Source organism: Simplicispira sp. GW247-4R2A, assembly GCF_059424465.1.
Window position 1 is genome coordinate 21,679 of the sequence record NZ_JBWKZM010000027.1, and the last position, 18,159, is coordinate 39,837.

The 18,159-nt window shown below is 66.4% G+C and carries 13 protein-coding genes; 9 read left to right on the top strand and 4 right to left on the bottom strand.

The window, feature by feature from the left end:
• Positions 1-5 precede the first annotated feature (5 nt).
• The 3 genes from metG to AC07ZH_RS16400 form a co-directional block, all read right to left on the bottom strand.
• Positions 6-2,102 carry a methionine--tRNA ligase gene (gene metG, locus AC07ZH_RS16390; protein ID WP_495200570.1) on the bottom strand — a complete coding sequence of 699 codons (2,097 nt, stop codon included), beginning with the start codon at positions 2,100-2,102 and terminating at the stop codon, positions 6-8.
• A gap of 116 nt (positions 2,103-2,218) precedes the next feature.
• Positions 2,219-3,532 (bottom strand): patatin-like phospholipase family protein, encoded by a 1,314-nt coding sequence (locus AC07ZH_RS16395; protein WP_495200597.1) that lies wholly within the window; start codon positions 3,530-3,532, stop codon positions 2,219-2,221.
• Between the two features lie 108 nt (positions 3,533-3,640).
• A complete protein-coding gene (locus AC07ZH_RS16400; RefSeq protein ID WP_495200571.1) occupies positions 3,641-4,216 on the bottom strand; it encodes a restriction endonuclease in 576 nt (191 codons plus the stop codon).
• 101 nt (positions 4,217-4,317) lie between these two features.
• On the opposite strand from AC07ZH_RS16400, the gene apbC reads away from it, so the two are divergent.
• The 3 genes from apbC (at position 4,318) to fdhF (ending at position 10,262) form a co-directional block, all read left to right on the top strand.
• Positions 4,318-5,409, top strand: coding sequence for an iron-sulfur cluster carrier protein ApbC (apbC, locus tag AC07ZH_RS16405; RefSeq protein ID WP_495200572.1), 1,092 nt, complete (start codon positions 4,318-4,320; stop codon positions 5,407-5,409).
• 129 nt (positions 5,410-5,538) lie between these two features.
• Positions 5,539-7,407 (top strand): NADH-ubiquinone oxidoreductase-F iron-sulfur binding region domain-containing protein, encoded by a 1,869-nt coding sequence (locus AC07ZH_RS16410; RefSeq protein WP_495200573.1) that lies wholly within the window; start codon positions 5,539-5,541, stop codon positions 7,405-7,407.
• Positions 7,404-10,262, top strand: a complete 2,859-nt coding sequence (gene fdhF, locus AC07ZH_RS16415) for a formate dehydrogenase subunit alpha (RefSeq protein WP_495200574.1) — start codon at positions 7,404-7,406, stop codon at positions 10,260-10,262. Before AC07ZH_RS16410 ends, fdhF begins: the two co-directional genes overlap by 4 nt.
• Here fdhF and AC07ZH_RS16420 read toward each other — a convergent pair.
• Positions 10,228-12,285: a GGDEF domain-containing protein gene (locus AC07ZH_RS16420; RefSeq protein WP_495200575.1), complete on the bottom strand. Its 2,058-nt coding sequence runs from the start codon at positions 12,283-12,285 to the stop codon at positions 10,228-10,230. The two genes, fdhF and AC07ZH_RS16420, sit on opposite strands and share 35 nt — an antisense overlap.
• A gap of 132 nt (positions 12,286-12,417) precedes the next feature.
• Here AC07ZH_RS16420 and AC07ZH_RS16425 point away from each other — a divergent pair, with 132 nt between their 5' ends.
• From AC07ZH_RS16425 to AC07ZH_RS16450, 6 genes are all read left to right on the top strand, one after another.
• Positions 12,418-13,908, top strand: coding sequence for an ABC transporter substrate-binding protein (locus AC07ZH_RS16425; protein WP_495200576.1), 1,491 nt, complete (start codon positions 12,418-12,420; stop codon positions 13,906-13,908).
• A complete protein-coding gene (locus tag AC07ZH_RS16430) occupies positions 13,899-14,477 on the top strand; it encodes a DUF3305 domain-containing protein (RefSeq protein WP_495200577.1) in 579 nt (192 codons plus the stop codon). Before AC07ZH_RS16425 ends, AC07ZH_RS16430 begins: the two co-directional genes overlap by 10 nt.
• Positions 14,474-15,139, top strand: coding sequence for a DUF3306 domain-containing protein (locus tag AC07ZH_RS16435; protein WP_495200578.1), 666 nt, complete (start codon positions 14,474-14,476; stop codon positions 15,137-15,139). Before AC07ZH_RS16430 ends, AC07ZH_RS16435 begins: the two co-directional genes overlap by 4 nt.
• Positions 15,099-17,165, top strand: coding sequence for a 4Fe-4S binding protein (locus AC07ZH_RS16440; protein ID WP_495200579.1), 2,067 nt, complete (start codon positions 15,099-15,101; stop codon positions 17,163-17,165). The genes AC07ZH_RS16435 and AC07ZH_RS16440 overlap by 41 nt, the downstream gene beginning before the upstream one ends.
• Positions 17,166-17,215: 50 nt before the next feature.
• The gene (locus AC07ZH_RS16445; RefSeq protein ID WP_119109457.1) at positions 17,216-17,794 is read left to right on the top strand and encodes a TorD/DmsD family molecular chaperone; all 579 of its coding nucleotides are present in this window, start codon (positions 17,216-17,218) and stop codon (positions 17,792-17,794) included.
• Between the two features lie 154 nt (positions 17,795-17,948).
• A complete protein-coding gene (locus tag AC07ZH_RS16450; RefSeq protein WP_495200580.1) occupies positions 17,949-18,158 on the top strand; it encodes a formate dehydrogenase in 210 nt (69 codons plus the stop codon).
• Position 18,159: the final 1 nt, after the last annotated feature.

The following is an 18,159-nucleotide window of genomic DNA, read 5'->3' on the forward strand; positions in this document are numbered from 1 at the left end:
CTTGGTTACTTCACGCGCATGCCGGGGGCTGCGCCCGGCCCGGGCTCCAGCACGTAGATGCCGGGTTGTGCCTTGCCATCGGCGTGGCTGGCGGCCAGCACCATGCCCTCGGAGACGCCAAATTTCATCTTGCGCGGCGCCAGGTTGGCGACCAGCACCGTGAGCTTGCCGGTGAGCTGCTCGGGTGCGTAGGCGCTGGCAATGCCGCTGAAGACGTTGCGGGTCTTTCCCTCGCCCGCGTCCAACGTCAGGCGCAGCAACTTGGTGGAGCCTTCGACGCGCTCGCACTGCTCGATGCGGGCAATGCGCAAATCAATTTTGGCGAAATCGTCGATGGTGATGGTCGGGGCAATGGCTTCGCCGCCGGGCAGGGCGTTGGTGCCGGATGCTCCTGAACCAATAGCTGCATCCGCTTGCTCCTCTTGCGCTGGAGGCTCAAAAAGTGCTTCAAGTTGCTTGATGTCCACGCGCTGCAGCAGGTGCTGGTAACTGCCAATCGCGTGGCCTGCGCCCAGGCGTTGCTGCGCGCTCTCGAAGGTGAAGGGCGGGACGTTGAGGAAGGCTTCCACCTCGCTTGCCAGCGCAGGCAGCACTGGCTTCATCACAATGGTCAGCAGGCGGAAGGCTTCCATGCAGGTGCTGCACACGTCTTGCAGGCGGCTGTCCATGCCTTGCTGCTTGGCCAGTTCCCAGGGCTTGTTCTGGTCCACGTAGGCGTTCACGCGGTCGGCCAGCAGCATGGTTTCGCGCAGCGCCTTGCCGTACTCGCGTTCGGCCAGCAGCTCGATGATGCTGGGGGCGACGTCCTTCAGATGCTCCAGCAGCGCGTCGCCGTCGGCCGATACTTCGGCCAGCTGGCCGCCAAAGCGCTTGGTCAGAAAGCCCGCGGCGCGGGACGCAATGTTGATGTACTTGCCCACCAGGTCGCTGTTCACGCGCGCCATGAAGTCGCTAGCGTTGAAGTCGATGTCTTCGTTGCGGCTGCTGAGCTTGGCCGCCAGGTAGTAGCGCAGCCACTCGGGGTTCATGCCGAGCTCCAGGTACTTGAGCGGGTCCAGGCCCGTGCCCCGGCTCTTGCTCATCTTCTCGCCGTTGTTCACGGTGAGAAAACCGTGCACGAACACGCGGTCGGGCACCTTGCGGCCACTGAATTTGAGCGTGGCGGGCCAGAACAAGGTGTGGAAGGTGACGATGTCCTTGCCGATGAAGTGCACCTGCTCCAGCGCCGGGTCGGCCATGTAGGCGCCGTAGTCCTCGCCGCGCTTGGATAGCAGGTTCTTCAGCGAGGCCAGGTAGCCGATGGGGGCGTCGAGCCACACATAGAAATATTTGCCCGGCGCATCGGGAATCTCAATGCCGAAGTAGGGCGCGTCGCGCGAGATGTCCCAGTCGCCCAGGCCCTCGCTGGTCGTTCCGTCGGGGTTGGTGCGCACGCTGAACCACTCGCGCACCTTGTTGGCCACCTCGGGCTGCAGGCGACCGTCCTGGGTCCAGTCTTCCAGGAAGGCCACGCAGCGCGGGTCGGAGAGCTTGAAGAAGAAATGCTCGGACGACTTGAGCACCGGCTTGGCGCCCGAGAGGGTGGAGTAGGGGTCGATGAGGTCGGTGGGCGCATAGACCGAGCCGCAGACCTCGCAGTTGTCGCCGTACTGGTCCTTGGCATGGCAGCGCGGGCATTCGCCCTTGATGTAGCGGTCCGGCAGGAACATCGCTTTTTCGGGGTCGAAGAACTGGTCGATGGTGCGCGTCTCGATCAGGTCGTTGGCTTTGAGATCGCGGTAGATATCTTGCGCGAGCTGGTGGTTCTCGGGGGCATCGGTGCTGTGCCAGTTGTCGAACGCGATGTGAAAGCCGTCGAGGTACTGTTTGCGGCCGGAGGCAATGTTGGCGACGAACTGCTGCGGCGTCAGGCCCGCCTTCTCGGCGGCGATCATGATGGGTGCGCCGTGTGTGTCGTCGGCGCCGACAAAGTTGACTTCGTTGCCCAACATGCGCTGCGTGCGCACCCAGATGTCGGCCTGGATGTATTCCATGATGTGGCCAATGTGGAACTTGCCGTTGGCGTAGGGAAGGGCGGTAGTGACGAAAAGTTTGCGGGGCATGGGCAGAAGGTGGTCGGGGGCGGCGCTGCCGAAAGGCTGGGCGGCGCAATCGGCAATTCTAGGACCAGCGTCTGTGCCGCCTGTTCCTCGGCGTGGGAGCACGCCTTAAACGCGGTCTATGCGGCGCTTCGCGGGAAATCTGAATCCGTCGCCTGCAGCGCGGTCGCGACCGGCACGCCCGCGTCTTGCCAGCCAAAGAAGCGGCACACGTCGCCCCGCTTGGCGAGCGTGTCGGCGCGGCCCAGGGCCATCAGTTCGCGCGTGTAGGCCGCCTCGAACAGCAGGTAGCTGGCCAGCGCCGCGCCGCGCACATCCTGCATGTTCGCGGTGACGCCGAGCGCGCCCAGCATGGTGCGCACAGCCGCGGGCAGGTCGCCCACGTGGCGCGCTGCCAGGGCGTCGATGCGCTCCGAGGGGGCAATGACCAGCAGTTCGATGGGGCGCAGCAGGCTGCCACTGCGCGAGGCTTGTGGAATGAGCGAGATCGTCTGGTTGATGCGCTGCATGCGTTCGATGTCCACGGCCAGCGCGTCAAGAAAGATATTCGAGAGCGCGTGGCCGGCAATTTGCGCCAGCGAGGGGTAGGACGGCATGGTGCTTTCGGGCGCCAGCTCCCTGGGCTCGTGCATGCGGCCGGCGCCAACGACCAGGATGCGCTGGGCGCCCAGGTGAATGGCGGCGGCGATAGGCGCCGACTGGCGCATGGAGCCGTCGCCAAAATACTCGGTGCGATTGTCCACTTCAATGGCAGTGGCTGGGAAGATGAAGGGAATGGCGCTTGACGCCAGCAAATGCTCGTGTGTGATGCGGTCGCGCACGGCCCGGCGCTGCGAGCGCACCCAGGGGTCAAGCCGCTCGCCCGCCTCGAAAAAGGTGACGTGGTCGCCCGTGGTGTAGCTCGATGCGGTCACGGCGAGCGCATACAGGTGCCCCTTGCGGATGACCTGCGGCAGGCGCACCAGCGGCACCATTTTTGCCAGCAGCTTGATCAGCGGACCGTTGTCCAGCAGCGAGCGCGGGCGCAGCCGGCGCCAACGCGCCAGCACCCAGCCCAGCGAGAGCAGCGTGAGCCAGCGCGCACCGCTTTGCGCCACGCTGAGCGAATCGGCCCGGTACACCTGCTGCGCCTGGAAGTTGCGCCACACGCGGGCGATGCGGCGCACTGTGCGGTCGAACTGGTCGGCGCCGCAGGCCAGCGCTGCCGCGTTGATAGCGCCCGCCGAAGTGCCGGTGATGATGGGAAACGGGTTGGGGGCCTCGCCCGCGCCGCAGGCCAGGCGCAGGTCGGCAATAGCTTCGAGTACGCCCACTTGGTAGGCCGCACGGGCTCCGCCGCCCGTGAGCAGCAGACCGGTGTGGCCGGCGTGCGCTGCCGGGCTGTCGGCGCCTGCTGTCGGGGGCTCGGTCGGAGGGAGTGCTGCCTGGGCCATTTCGTTCGGCATGCCCCTGCGGGAGCAGGTTTCGTGCAATGCGCTGGCAACAGTGTGCGACAGTGGCGCCCGCAGATCGCCACGGGAAAACCCGTGGCGATCCGTGGCTCAAGTTTTGGGGAGCAGCAGCCGCGCCAGGGCGTCGCCCTCCACCAGCGCCACGCCTTCGGTACGGGCCAGGTCGCGCGCTGCATCACTGACCGTGCCGTGCGCCACCAGGTATTGGCCGGCATGAATGTCCCGCTTGCGCATCGCAGCCACCAGGTGGCCGATGGCATCTGCGCCGTGGCTCGCGGCCTTCCAGCGGCGGGCGCTGACCAAGGTGGTGCGGCCGCCCTGCTCTACACAAAAATCGGCTTCCAGGCCTGTAATCGGCTGCACGCTCGCGCCTTGCGCGTGCCAGGCCTGCTCCAGCGCGGCAGAAAACTCGCGCCAGGCCATGGCGCGCAGAGCGGCAGCCTGCGCAGCAACCGCAGCAGCAGAAGGCGCGTGCCACTGGCGCCAGGCGGCCACGCAGCCCACGCCGTACAGCGGCAACGCGCCAAAAGCGCCTAGCAGTTTGAAGCGCTCCGGTGCCAGTGCGGCAACCGCCAGGGTCATGGCGCCTGCCAGCAGCATGCTTATCCACCAGGGCGAGCGCAGCAGGATTGCGAACAGCGAGTTGTCGGCCATTTTCAGTTTCACGGGTCTCTTTCATGCTCTCAGGTGGAAGGGCAGCCGCCCCACTGCCTCCATTGTCATTGCTTCGCGCAATAGACTCGCGGCACTTACCAGGAGAGATTTGAATGGCTGTTTCCGAACAGGACCTGCTGGCCGCCCTGGCCAAGGTGCAGGACCCGCATACCGGCAAGGATTTTGTCAGCACGCAGGCGCTGCGCAACCTGCAGATCACAGGCGGCGATGTTGCCTTTGACGTCGAGCTGGGCTACCCGGCCAAAAGCCTGATTCCGGGCCTGCGCACGCAGCTCGTGGCTGCCGCGCGGGGCGTGGCGGGTGTGGCCAACGTGTCGGCACACATCAGCAGCAAGATTGCCGCGCACGCGGTACAGCGCGGCGTCCAGCTCTTGCCGCAGGTCAAAAACATCATTGCCGTGGCCTCGGGCAAGGGCGGCGTGGGCAAGAGCACCACCGCCGCCAACCTCGCCCTGGCCCTGGCTGCCGAAGGCGCCAGCGTGGGCGTGCTGGACGCCGACATCTACGGCCCCAGCCAGCCGATGATGCTGGGCATCAACCGCCGGCCCGAGAGCGTGGATGGCAAGAACATGGAGCCGCTGGAAAACTATGGCATTCAGGTGATGTCGATCGGCTTCCTGGTGGCCCAGGACGAAGCCATGATCTGGCGCGGCCCCATGGCCACGCAGGCGTTGGAGCAACTGCTGCGCCAGACCAACTGGCGCGATTTGGACTACCTCGTCATCGACCTGCCGCCCGGCACCGGCGATATCCAGCTCACGCTGTGCCAGCGCGTGCCGATTACCGGCGGCGTCATCGTCACCACGCCGCAGGACATTGCACTGCTGGACGCCAAGCGCGGCATCAAGATGTTTGAAAAGGTGGGCGTGCCGATCCTGGGCATCGTCGAGAACATGGCCGTGCACGTGTGCACCAACTGCGGCCACGTCGAGCATATTTTTGGCGCCGATGGCGGCAAGAAAATGGCGCAGGACTACGGCATGACGTACCTGGGCGCGTTGCCGCTGGACATGCAGATTCGGCTCCAGGCCGACAGCGGCAAGCCCACCGTGGTCGCCGACCCGGACGGCGATGTGGCGCAAATCTACAAACAGGTGGCGCGCAGCGTGGCGGTGAAAATTGCGCAGCAGGCCAAGGATTTCTCCGCCAAGTTTCCGACGATCTCGGTCAGCAAGGACACCTGAGAACGGGTTCGCGCTCTGCGCCCGGCAGGCTTCGCAAGGCCCGCGCGCCGTGCCATAGTGGCGCATGGGCGCCGCGCCGGGCCGCCCCAAGCCAGTTAGCACCGCACTGCGCCGCACGGAGGTTACCCAGTGAGCTTTGCCGCGAAGCCTTCTTTCCCCCAAGCCGTCGCCCTTGCCACCCCCGACGCGTTGCGCGCAGGCCTGCGCCGCAATAGCCGGCTCAAGGGCCGCCAGCCGGATGCGGCATCCACGGCCGAGGTGCGGGCCCTCATTGGCGAGTGCCCGCCCGAAGGCCATCGCCGAGACCTGCTGATCGAATACCTGCATCTGTTGAACGATGCCTGGCGCTGCCTGCACGACCGGCACCTGGTGGCCTTGGCCCGGGAGATGCGCATTCCGATGGCCGAGGTGTTCGAGGTCGCGAGCTTTTACCACCACTTCGACGTGGTGCGGGGTGAGCGCGACGCGCCGGGCCTGACGGTCCGCGTTTGCGATTCGCTCTCGTGCCAGTTGGCCGGCGCGCAGGAACTGCTGGCGCGACTGCCGGGATTTTTTTCAGGGCAGGATGTGCGCGTCGTCCCCGTGCCCTGCGTCGGCCGCTGCGAGCAGGCGCCCGTGGCGGTGGTGCACCAGACGCCCGTGCCGCACGCCACGCCGGAGGCCGTGGTTTTGGCGTCAAATAGGCCTCTAGCGCTTATCGCACCTGCGCTAGCAGCTACTCCTTTCGTAGCATCCGACTGGGCGGAGCGCAGCCTGCCGGACCATGCCGGCCCCACCGGCTACGCCAGCTACCGCGCCCAAGGCGGCTACGCGCTGGCGGCGGCGCTGGTCAATGGCGAGAGGGATGCGGATGCGGTGCTCGCGGCCATGGAAGGCTCGGGCCTGCGTGGGCTGGGCGGCGCGGGCTTTCCCGCTGGGCGCAAGTGGCGCATCGTCCGCGAGCAGCCTGCCCCCCGGTTCATGGCCGTCAATATCGACGAGGGCGAGCCCGGTACCTTCAAGGACCGGACTTACCTGGAGCGCGACCCGCACCGGTTTCTCGAAGGCGTGCTCATCGCCGCGCAAGTGGTGGGCACCGAGGCGGTCTACCTTTACCTGCGGGACGAATACCACGGCTGCCGAGCGCTTTTGCAAGCCGAACTCGCCAAGCTCCGCGCCGACCCGCCTTGCCATCTGCCGCATATCGAGCTGCGGCGCGGCGCGGGCGCCTACGTCTGCGGCGAAGAATCGGCCATGATCGAGAGCATCGAAGGCAAACGCGGCATGCCGCGCCTGCGCCCGCCCTACATTGCCGAGCGCGGTCTGTTTGGCCGGCCCACGCTGGAGCACAACTTCGAGACGCTGTACTGGGTGCGCGACATTGTCGAACGCGGCCCAGAGTGGTTTGCCGGCTTTGGCCGGCGCGGCCGCCATGGCCTGCGCAGTTTCAGCGTCAGCGGGCGGGTCAGGCAGCCCGGCGTCAAGCTCGCGCCGGCGGGCATCACCCTGCGCGAACTCATAGCCGAGTACTGCGGCGGCATGCAGGACGGGCACGAGCTGTACGCCTACCTGCCCGGCGGCGCCTCGGGCGGCATCCTGCCCGCGCGGCTGGCGGATCTGCCGCTGGATTTCGATACCTTGCAAGCCCACGGCTGCTTTATCGGTTCGGCCGCCGTCATCGTGCTCGGCCACCACGACCGCGCGCGCGACGCGGCGCTGAACGTGATGCGTTTCTTGGCCCATGAGAGCTGCGGCCAGTGCACGCCCTGCCGCGTCGGCACGGACAAGGCGGCCAGCCTCATGCAAGCGCCGGCCTGGGACGCCGAATTGCTGGACGATCTGGCGCAGGTCATGGCCGACGCCTCCATCTGCGGCCTGGGCCAGGCGGCGCCGAACCCGATCCGCTGCGTGTCCAAGTACTTTGCGCACGAGGTGGGCGAAGGCGCGTGGCCAGGCGATCTGCCGCGCCCGCGCGGCGGGCCGCTCACCGAAACCCTGCCGCCCGAGGGGGCCGCATGAGCGCGGCAGATGGCATCGCCTTCCAACTCGATGGCGAAGTGGTCCGGGCTCTGCCAGGCGAGAGCCTGTGGCAGGCCGCACGGCGCCACGGTGTCGAAATTCCGCACCTGTGCCACACCGACGGCTTGCGGCCCGATGGCAACTGCCGTGCCTGCGTGGTCGAAATTGGTGGCGAGCGCACGCTGGCTCCCAGCTGCTGCCGCGCGCCCACGCCCGGTATGCAGGTGCGGGCGCAAAGCCCGCGCGCGCGCGCCGCGCAGCGCATGGTGGTGGAGCTGCTGCTCTCGGATATGCCAGAGGCCGGCTACCAGTGGCGCGATGGGCCAGAGAGCATAAAAACTACGGAAACCATAGCTGCCAGTGCAAGTGGAGTAAGCGCTGGAGGCCAAAAAGGCTTAAAAAATGTTGGCCAGCACGGCGAGCTCAGCCAGTGGGCTGAGCGCCTGCAGGTGGCGGTGCGCCCCGCGCTGGCAGCCTTGCGCCGCGCGCCGCTGGCACCCGACGTCAGCCACCCCGCCATGGCGGTGCAGCTCGACGCCTGTATCCAGTGCGGCCGCTGCGTGCGCGCCTGCCGCGAGGAACAGGCCAATGGCGTCATCGGCATGGCGCTGCGCGGGGCCGGCGCCCGGCCCGTGTTCGACCTGGACGATCCCATGGGGCTGAGCACCTGCGTAGGTTGCGGCGAGTGCGTGCAGGCCTGCCCGACCGGCGCGCTCAGCGCCAAACCCCTGGTGGGCTCGCAGGCCATGGACCGCAGCGTCGATTCGGTCTGCCCCTTCTGCGGCGTCGGCTGCCTGGTCACCTGGCAGGTGCGGGGCGAAAAAATCGTCGGCGTACAGGGCCGGGATGGCCCGGCCAACGAGGGGCGGCTGTGCGTCAAGGGCCGCTTTGGTTTTGACTACATCCACCACCCCGACCGGCTGACGGCACCCCTGATTCGCAAGCCCGGCGTTCCCAAGGGCATGCCCGAGCCGGGCGCCGACTGGCGCGACACCTTCCGCGAAGCTTCCTGGGACGAGGCGCTGGCGCTGGCCGCGGGGGGCCTCAGGCAGCTGCGCGATGCCCACGGCCCCAAGGCGCTGGCCGGGTTTGGCTCGGCCAAGGGCAGCAACGAAGAGGCCTATTTGTTCCAGAAGCTGGTGCGCACCGGCTTTGGCAGCAACAACGTGGACCATTGCACGCGGCTGTGCCATGCATCGAGCGTCGCTGCGCTGCTCGAAGGCGTGGGTTCGGGGGCGGTGAGCAACCCGGTGCGCGATGTCGAATTCTCCGAGCTGATTTTCGTCATCGGGTCCAACCCCACGGCCAACCACCCGGTGGCCGCCACCTGGATGAAGAACGCGGCTGCCCGTGGCGCCAAGATTGTGCTGGCCGACCCACGCATCACCGACCTGGGCGCGCACGCCTGGCGCACGCTGGCGTTCCGCGCCGACAGCGACGTGGCGCTGCTCAATGCCCTGTTGCACGCGGTGATCGACGAGGGCCTGGTCAACGAAGCCTTTGTGCGCGAGCGCGTCGAAGGCTTCGACGCATTGCGCGCGCACCTCGCTCCCTTCAGCCCCGAGGCCATGGCACCGGTCTGCGGCATTGCGGCGCCGCTGCTGCGCGAGGTGGCGCGGGCCTTTGCCACGGCCAAAAGCGCGATGATTCTGTGGGGCATGGGCGTCAGCCAGCATGTGCACGGCACCGACAACGTGCGCTGCCTGATTGCGCTCGCCGCCATCACCGGCCAGATCGGCCGGCCTGGCACCGGCCTGCACCCGCTGCGGGGCCAGAACAACGTCCAGGGCGCCAGCGACGCCGGGCTGATTCCCATGATGCTGCCCAACTACCAGCGCGTGGACGACCCGGCAGCGCGGGCGTGGTTCGAGAATTTCTGGAGCCAGCCACTCGACAGCGAGCCTGGCTACACCGTCGTGGAAATCCTGCACAAGGCACTGGCGCCGGACGGCGACCCGCACAAGATTCGCGGCATGTACATCCTGGGCGAGAACCCCGCCATGAGCGACCCCGACCTGAACCACGCGCGCCATGCCCTGGGCAGCCTGTCGCACCTCGTGGTGCAGGACATCTTCCTGACCGAAACCGCCTGGCTGGCCGACGTGGTGCTGCCCGCCAGCAGCTGGATGGAAAAAACCGGCACGGCCAGCAACACCGACCGCATGGTGCAGCTTGGCCGACGGGCCGTCGCCCCGCCTGGGGATGCGCGGGCCGACCTGTGGATTCTTCAGCAAATGGCCGCCGGCATGGGCCTGGCCTGGAACTACCCCGGAGCCCATGATGGCGTAGCGGCGGTGTACGAGGAAATGCGGCAGGCCATGCACGCTTCAATAGCCGGCATCACCTGGGAGCGGCTGGAGAGCGAAGGCAGCGTCACCTACCCCTGTCTGTCCCTGGACGATCCCGGCCAACCCATTGTTTTCACGGAATGCTTTCCCACCGCCAGCGGCCGCGTGCGCCTGGTGCCCGCCGGCCTGGTGCCAGGTGATGAGCCGCCCGATGCCGACTACCCGCTGGTGCTCATCACGGGCCGCCAGTTGGAGCACTGGCACACCGGCAGCATGACGCGGCGCAGCCACGTGCTGGACGCGATCGAGCCGGTAGCGACTGCGTCCATGAATGGCGCGGCCATGGCGCGGCTGGGCCTGGCCGCGGGCGAGCGCGTGGTGATTGCCTCGCGCCGGGGGCGGGTTGAGGTCCTGCTGCGCCAGGACGACGGCACGCCCGATGCCACGGTGTTTCTGCCCTTTGCTTACCGCGAAGCGGCCGCCAATTTGCTGACCAATGCAGCGCTGGACCCCTTTGGGAAAATTCCCGAAGTCAAGTACTGCGCGGTGGCGGTGGTGAAACTGTAGGGTCTGGCGCTGCTCCGCTGCCCACAAGCGCGGTGCTGGAGGGGGCTTCGGCCTGCGCCACCACGGTATCGCGCCCGCCCTCCTTGGCGGCATAGAGGGCCTGGTCGGCCTGGTGAATGAGGTGCAGGCTCTCGCGCTCGGCATTGGCCTGTGCTCCGGCGCGGCCCAGTTCTTCGCTGCGCATCGCGGTTTTGGTCTGCGCGGTGGCGACGCCAATGCTGACGGTGACCACGGTGGCCACGCCGGACGCTGCGTGCACGATCGCCAGCTTGCGCACGGCAAGGCGCAGCTTTTCGGCAATGGCTTGTGCTTCCGCGCGACCGGTAGCCGGCAGCAGCACGGCAAATTCTTCGCCGCCGTAGCGCGCCACCAGGTCGGTCGCCCGCGCGACTGTGCGCGCCAGTGCCTTGGCGACCTTGCGCAGGCACTCATCGCCTGCCAGGTGGCCATAGCGGTCGTTGAACGCCTTGAAATGGTCGACGTCGATCATCAGCACCGACAGGGGCGCCTGGATGCGCGCTGCACGCTGCCACTCCACCGTCAGGGCCTCGGTGAGCGCGCGCCGGTTGGCGACGCCCGTCATCGGGTCCTGGCGCACCAGGGCTTCCAGTGCCGTGCGGTACTGCCCCAGTTTTTCTTCCGCGCGCTGGCGTTCGGTAATGTCCTGCACCGTGCCCGTCATGCGCGCGTTGGCACTGGGGGCGTCGTGCTCGCCCCACATGTCCACCCAGCGTTCTTGGCTTCCATCGACAAGGCGGTACTGCATGCGCAGTGGCTTGCGCTCGCGCAGTGCCTCGTCCAGCCCCGCCAGCACCTGCGCGCGATCCGCCGGAAGCACCTGCGCCAGCCACTGCGTTCGCGCCACGGGCGCTTCGGGCGTGAGACCAAACAGCTCGCTGGCCATGGGCGAGAGCGTAAAGGTGTCCCCACTGCGCTCGTACACGTAGTAGCCCACCAACGCCGCTTTTTGTGCGCTCTCCAGCCATTGCATGTTCTGCGCCAGCTTGTCCTTGAGCGCGCTCTCGCGCAGCCGCGCCCGCCACTGCCAGCCGCCCAGCAGCAGCGCAGCGATCAGCACGGCGGCACTCACCGGCAGGCTTAGTACCCACAGTTCGCGCGTGGCCGCCTCGCCAAAAGCCTCATTCACTTCGATTTCGGAGACGAGAAGCCAGGGGGATTCGGCAATGGCGTTGACCACAGCGATGACAGGAGTGTTCCGGTCATCATGTCCGTAGAGCAGGCCGCGCGCGCCTGCGACGGCCTGCACCAAGGGTCTGGCCGAGTCCGACGCGGAGACGACGGTCGGTGTTTCCAACTCGCCATGGCGGCGCAGCGGAGTCAGCAGCAAGGCGTCTTTCCCCTGTGCTTGCACAAGAACCGATTCGGCCGTTTCGCTTGCCGTGGGCCAGGGGGAGAGCAGGGGATAGAGACTGGTTCGTACGTCCATCACCAGCCACACGGCGCCCAGCGGGCGAGTGCCGTCAAAGATGGGCGCCATCAGGCTGAAGAACGGGAAAGCAAAAAATGGGGCGCGCCGCGGCTCGACTATCGCCGGCGCTGCACTTTCTATGGCGTGAGCGAGCGCTTTCTTTTCCGCATCGGGCACCGTTTTGCTGCTGTTGCCCATGGATACGGTGCCATCCGGGGCGACAAAGGATACGACGCTGTAGCGTGCCCGCTCTTGCAGAATGCGCAGCCGCTCCTGTACGAAGGCTGTCGCTTCATGTTCTGTCTGAGGCGCGCTTTGCCAGCGTGCCACTGCCTGCGCGAACAGGCTGTCGTCCGTCAGGGCATTGGCGTCTGCCAGGCGGCTGGTCCGCCAGTCGGCCACCGCCTGCGCCTGCAAGCGGCCAATCGTCTGCAGCTCGCGCTCAGCCTGGTGGCGGTGCATCAGCTTGCGCTGCTCGTACACAGTGGACAGTGTCCATACGAGCAACGCGCCGACGAGGAGCGCGATGAGCGCGGCCAGCCGTGCGAGCAGGCTGCGGCTTGGAGCGCGAAACAGTCGGCGGGGTACAGGCATGGACAAAGGACGAAGGAAATGCGGGTGCGATCAGACGTGGCAAGCAATGGCACACTATGTCAGATTTTGTAAACAGACTTGCAATTCCCGGGTGCTTGGGGTCCAGGGAAAACACGCAGGAGAAGGGCAGAAATGTTGCGTTTAGCGGTTCATTTCCTTGTCGCGCTGCTGCTGGCAGTGCCGGGCCCGGGTGCGGTGGCGCAAGCACAAACGGTTTCTTCGCGCGTGGTGTTCAGCCTGTCCCTGGAGCCTGGCGGCCTTGACCCGACCATTGCGCCGTCAGCTTCCATCGGCGAAGTGGTGCACTACAACGTGCTTGAAGGTCTGGTAAAAATCGAAGAGAGTGGTGCCACCACGCCTTTGCTGGCCAGCAGTTGGAAGGTCGAAGAGGGCGGCACCACCTACCACTTTGTGCTGCGCAAAAACGTGCACTTTCACGACGGAGCGCTTTTTGACGCCGCGGCCGTGCGCTTCAGTTTTGAGCGGGCCATGGCGCCAGGCTCGGCCAACAAATCCAAAAAGTCGTTGTTCGACAACATCGCCAGCATCGAAACGCCTGATCCCTACACCGTGGTGCTGCACCTGCGCCATCCAGACGCCAATACGCTGTTTCGCCTGGGCGAGGGCCCGGCCGTAGTGCTGCACCCGGCGAGTGCCGCGCAGGCCGTCACGGCGCCGATTGGCACGGGCCCCTACCGATTTGAGAGCTGGAAACGCGGCTACGGAATCTCGCTCGTCAAGTTCGAGGGCTACCGCAATGCGCCTGACGTGCACATCCGGGAGGTGCTGTTTCGCTTTATCAACCAGCCCGCGGCGCAGGCCGAGGCCCTGGAAGCACGCGAAGTGGACGTGTTCTTCAATATCGCCACCCAGGCCGTGGCACATTTCCAGGCCAATAGCGCCTACCAGGTGCTGATCGGGGCATCCAGCGGCAAGGGCATGCTGGCGATCAACAACCGAAAAACACCGCTGAACGACGTGCGCGTGCGCCGCGCCATCGTGCATGCCATCGACCGCGAGCGTTTCATTCAGGAGGTGCTCGACGGCCGTGGGAAAGCCATAGGGAGCCACTTTTCACCCACCGATGCAGGCTATGTGCACCTGGCGGGCCTCTACCCCTACGATCCCGAGCGTGCGCAGGCGCTGATGCGCGAAGCCGGCGTGGCCTTGCCGCTCAAGCTCAGGCTGACGCTGCCCCCCACGCCGTACGCGCGTGGGGGCGCGCCACTCATCGTCGCTGCGCTGGCGCGCATTGGTATTGAGGTCGAGACCCAGGAAGTGGATTGGGCGCACTGGATGTCGGGGCCGTTCAGTGGCAATTTCGACCTCACGCTCATTAACCATGTAGAGCCGCTGGATTACCAGATCTACACCGATCCAGACTACTATTTTGGCTATGACAGTGCCGAGTTCCGCGATCTCGTTGCCCGCCACGCCGCCAGCGGCAACGCGCGTGAGCGCCAAGTGCTGTTTGCGAAAATCCAGCGCAAGCTGGCCGCCGATGCCGTCAACGCCTGGATTTTTGCTCCGCAAATCAGCACGGTGGCGCGCAAAGGGCTCAAAGGCTTGTGGATGAACTACCCCATCTTCGTACACGACCTGGCAGCGCTGCGATGGGAGTGATGCCGCATGAGGCCGAAGGGGTGGCTTTGCACCCCAGCCTGGAGGTGGCCGTGGTCATGCGGCGCGCCAAGGTCCAGGGTCCGCAAAGCCGCTGGCAGACTTGGCGCTGGGCCCCTGAAGAGGTCGTGCCGCACGAGCCGGCCTTCGGCACCGAGCCGCGGCCCTTGCGGCAATCCGTTGACGAAGCGCGCTGGTTGTTCCCGGCCCTGCGCGTGGAGCTGTTTCGTGACGACGCGGAGGGCTACCACCTCAATCTCGATTCACCCGCACCTTGTTGGTTTGTGCTCTGGCGGCTTGACGAAGCACCGCAAGCCGATGGCGAGCCGCTGGCGCGCCCTGTGGCGGTCAGCCTGAGCTACCACGACGCAGGCCGTTGGCTTGACGCGCAGGAGTCGGTAGACCAATTGCCTGCCGACCCGGTGGTCGTGCAATGGCTGCAGGCGTTTGTGAACCAGCACTACCAACCCGAGCCGCGCAGGCGCCGGCGGCCGCAGAGCTTCCAGGCGCTGACGGACCGCTTCGGCAACCCGGCGTCCGTCAGCACCTTTAAAAAGCGGGAAGGGTCATGAGCGACGGTTTCCTGGGACGTTGGTCACGCCGCAAGCAGGAGGCGCGGGAAGGGCGCGACAAGGCGCCAGAGCTGCCCGCAGAGCCGACTCCCGAAAAGCCATTGGCGGCGCCGACTCCGGTTGCCGCGCCACTGGCGCCCTCAGGGCTTGCGCCTGGGGCACCGTCTGAACTTGCTCCCACCCTGGCCGAGGCGCAGGCGCTCACACCCGCGTCTGACTTTTCCCGTTTTGTCTCGCGCGCCGTGGCGCCTGAAGTGCGCAACGCCGCCATGAAGCGGCTCTTTCGCGACCCGCATTTCAACGTGATGGATGGGCTCGATACCTACATTGGCGACTACAGCGGCGCCGATCCGATACCGCTGGCGACCTTGCGCAAGCTGGCCAGTGCGAAGTTTCTCGGCATGGTGCCGGCTGAGGACGAGGCCGCTTCACAGACGGCCGCCCAACCCGGGCCCACACTGCCAGACCCGGAAAATCAGAGTACCCCTTTGGCGCCAGACGTGGCACAGTCGCAAGGCGACCTCGCGCACCACGGGCAGGCCGCCGTGCCGCACCTTCCTTCGCCAGCCACCGCCAGCCCAACGCCCCATGCCCACGCTTCTCTGCGATTGCAACCGGACCATGCCCCTCCAGACGGACAGTCTGGGGACGGCGATCGGTGAGTCCCTCACGCTCCACTCCACGCTGTGCCGGCGCGAAGCCGGGGCGTTCCAGAACGCCATCCGCTCTGGTGAAGAAGTGCTCGTCGCATGCACGCAGGAGCGCCGCCTGTTCAGCGAACTGGCTGAACAGACCGAGGGGGCTGTCTCGCCGCTGCGATTCGTCAATATTCGTGAAACCGCAGGCTGGAGCAGCGAAGCGCCGCGCGCCACACCCAAAATTGCGGCGCTGATTGCGGCAGCACGTTTGCCCGAGCCTGAACCAGTGGCAACGGTACCGTTTCACAGCACCGGGCACTTGCTGATCCTCGGCCCGCTGGATGCCGCGGAACGCGCGGCGGCCTTGTTTGGCGAGGACTTCTCTATCACGCTGTTTGCGACCGGCCCCGGCGATGCGGGCGGCATGCAGGAGCGGCGCTACCCGGTGCTTGCTGGCCGCATCACCCGTTTGCACGGCTGGCTGGGCGCGTTCGAATTGTCCTGGCAGGCGGACAACCCCATCTCGCTGGACGTGTGCACGCGTTGCAATGCCTGTGTGCAGGCCTGCCCGGAAGTCGCTATCGGGCTGGATTACCAAATCGACATGGCCTTGTGCCGCTCGCACCGCGATTGCGTCAGGGCGTGCCAGGTGGCCGGAGCCATCGATTTCCAGCGCCCGCTGCAAACGCAAACCGAGCGTTTTGATTTGGTACTCGATCTGCGCAGCAGCGCTGCGACGCCGACGTTCAACCAGCATGCGCCGCCACAAGGGTATTTGCGCTGGGATGGCCGCGACCTGGCCGCCCTGCTGGCACTGCGCGCCTTGGTGGGCGATTTTGAAAAACCGCGTTTCATCACCTACGAGCAGAAAATTTGCGCGCACAGCCGCAATGGCACCGTCGGCTGCCGTGCCTGTCTGGACGTGTGCTCGGCAGAAGCCATCGCCAGCGATCCCAAGCACCAGCGGGTAGAGGTGAACCCGCACCTGTGCGTTGGCTGCGGCGCATGCACGACGGTGTGCCCCACGGGCGCGATGGCGTACCGGGCGCCGGGCATTGCCGACCAGGGCTTGCGTCTGCGCACCGTCCTGACGCACTACGTTGCGGCAGGGGGGCGCGACGCGGTTCTGGTGCTGCATAGCCAGGAGCGCGGCCTGGCGTTGGTCGAGGAATTGGGCCGTGCCGCCCAACTGGGTGTGGCGAAGGGGTTGCCGGCAAGCTGCATTCCCTTGGGGTTGTGGCACACGGCCAGCACCGGCATTGAGCTGTGGCTCAGTGCCCTGGCCTGGGGCGCTGCGCGGGTGGTGCTCGTCGTCACCGAGGAAGAAGCGCCGCAGTACCTTGAAGTCCTGCAACAGCAGGCCGATGTGGTCGAGGCGATGGTGACCGGCCTCGGCTACCCTGCGGGCGCAGTGCAGCTGCTGCACTGCAAGGCACACACCGATCTGGATGCGGGATTGCAGGCCCTGTTGGGGTCGCGGCGCGCGGCCATCGCGAGGCCCGCCCGGTTTGCCGCAGCGCCGGAGAAGCGCAGCACGCTGGAAATGGCGTTGGACCATTTGCTCGCGCTTGCGCCGCTTGTTCCGGCGGGTGCCATGGCCATCGAACTGCCGGCGCCCGGCGCACCGCTGGGCGAGGTGCTGGTCAACAAGGACCGCTGCACCCTGTGCCTGAGCTGTGTCAGCGCCTGCCCGGCGGGCGCGCTGCTCGACAACCCGCAACTGCCCCAGTTGCGCTTCATCGAAAAAAATTGCGTCCAGTGTGGTTTGTGCGAAACCACCTGCCCGGAGGACGCCATTGGGCTGCACGCGCGCCTCTCACTCTCGCCCGATCGGGCACAGGCGCGTGTGCTGAACGAGATGCCGCCGTACGTCTGCATCCGCTGTGGAACGCCCTTTGGCACGCTCAAGGCAATTGAAGGGATGCTCGGCAAATTGGCGGGCCATGCCATGTTCCAGGGTGAGGCGCTGGAACGTCTCAAGATGTGCGGAGATTGTCGGGTGATTGACCTGTATTCCTCCTCCAACGAGCGGAAAGTGATTGATCTGTGAGCACTGTGCACCCTTTGCATGTCGTGGCCAGCACGGGCCTCGACGAAGAAATGGCCCGCGCCGAGGTCTACGGGCTGCTCGCACAGTTGTACTACGCGGCGCCCGACGGTACGCAGCTTCTGGCCTTGCGAGCCGCCATCACCGAAGCGCCCGCGGCGGGCGGTTTCCTGGAAGAGCCATGGCAGCAGTTGGTCAGCGCGGCGCGCGAATTGGACGCTCTTGCACTGGCCGCCGAATACGACGCCCTGTTCGGCGGGCTGGGCAAACCGGAGATTTACCTCTACGCCTCGCATTACCTGAGCGGTTTTCTGAACGAGCGGCCCCTCGCCAAGCTGCGCGGCGACCTTGCCGCGCTAGGGCTTGCACGCAGCGACGCCATGTCCGAGCCCGAAGACCACGTCGCCTGCATTTGTGAAGTGATGCGCTACCTGATTGCCGGTGACGATGGCGCCGTGTGCCACCTTGCAGGCCAAAGCCACTTCTTTGCCACCCATGTGCAGCCCTGGGTTCCCGCTCTGTGCGAGGCGCTGCTCGCGCATCCCAAGGCGCGGTTCTGCCGGGCGCTTGCTGCTTTTACGCAGGCGTTTGTGACGGTAGAAGCGCAAGGCTTTGACATGCTGGACAGTTAAGCAAGGTTTCGGGGCGGCTATCGCGCCCGCGCGCCTCCCAGGATGGTCGGCGGGATGATTTTCTCGGGTTTTCCCTATATCCAATGGGGAGAAGCGGCTTAGACTGGGTATGCACGCCGTTTCATATAAATCGCATGCCCTGATGGAGATCCGCATGTCCGACCCCAAGTCCCAAGCCTCACGTCGCCGCTTTTTTGCTGGTGCCGCTACCGTAGGGGCCGCCGCCGCTGCAGTCACCGTTCTCCCTGGACTTCCCGCTTCGGCGCCTGCGCGCGCTGAGGCAGCGCCACCCCCACCGGAGCGCGGCGGCGGCTACTGGCTGTCCGAGCATGTGCAGCGGTACTACCAGTCCACCCAACTTTGAC

Excerpts from the sequence above, each read along its gene's own strand:
- apbC (WP_495200572.1), top strand. The coding sequence starts at position 4,318 with ATGGCTGTTTCCGAACAGGACCTGCTGGCCGCCCTGGCCAAGGTGCAG.
- fdhF (WP_495200574.1), top strand. The coding sequence starts at position 7,404 with ATGAGCGCGGCAGATGGCATCGCCTTCCAACTCGATGGCGAAGTGGTC.
- AC07ZH_RS16420 (WP_495200575.1), bottom strand. The coding sequence starts at position 12,285 with ATGCCTGTACCCCGCCGACTGTTTCGCGCTCCAAGCCGCAGCCTGCTC.
- metG (WP_495200570.1), bottom strand. The coding sequence starts at position 2,102 with ATGCCCCGCAAACTTTTCGTCACTACCGCCCTTCCCTACGCCAACGGC.
- AC07ZH_RS16430 (WP_495200577.1), top strand. The coding sequence starts at position 13,899 with ATGGGAGTGATGCCGCATGAGGCCGAAGGGGTGGCTTTGCACCCCAGC.
- AC07ZH_RS16450 (WP_495200580.1), top strand. The coding sequence starts at position 17,949 with ATGTCCGACCCCAAGTCCCAAGCCTCACGTCGCCGCTTTTTTGCTGGT.
- AC07ZH_RS16435 (WP_495200578.1), top strand. The coding sequence starts at position 14,474 with ATGAGCGACGGTTTCCTGGGACGTTGGTCACGCCGCAAGCAGGAGGCG.
- AC07ZH_RS16445 (WP_119109457.1), top strand. The coding sequence starts at position 17,216 with ATGGCCCGCGCCGAGGTCTACGGGCTGCTCGCACAGTTGTACTACGCG.
- AC07ZH_RS16425 (WP_495200576.1), top strand. The coding sequence starts at position 12,418 with ATGTTGCGTTTAGCGGTTCATTTCCTTGTCGCGCTGCTGCTGGCAGTG.
- AC07ZH_RS16440 (WP_495200579.1), top strand. The coding sequence starts at position 15,099 with ATGCCCCTCCAGACGGACAGTCTGGGGACGGCGATCGGTGAGTCCCTC.
- AC07ZH_RS16395 (WP_495200597.1), bottom strand. The coding sequence starts at position 3,532 with ATGGCCCAGGCAGCACTCCCTCCGACCGAGCCCCCGACAGCAGGCGCC.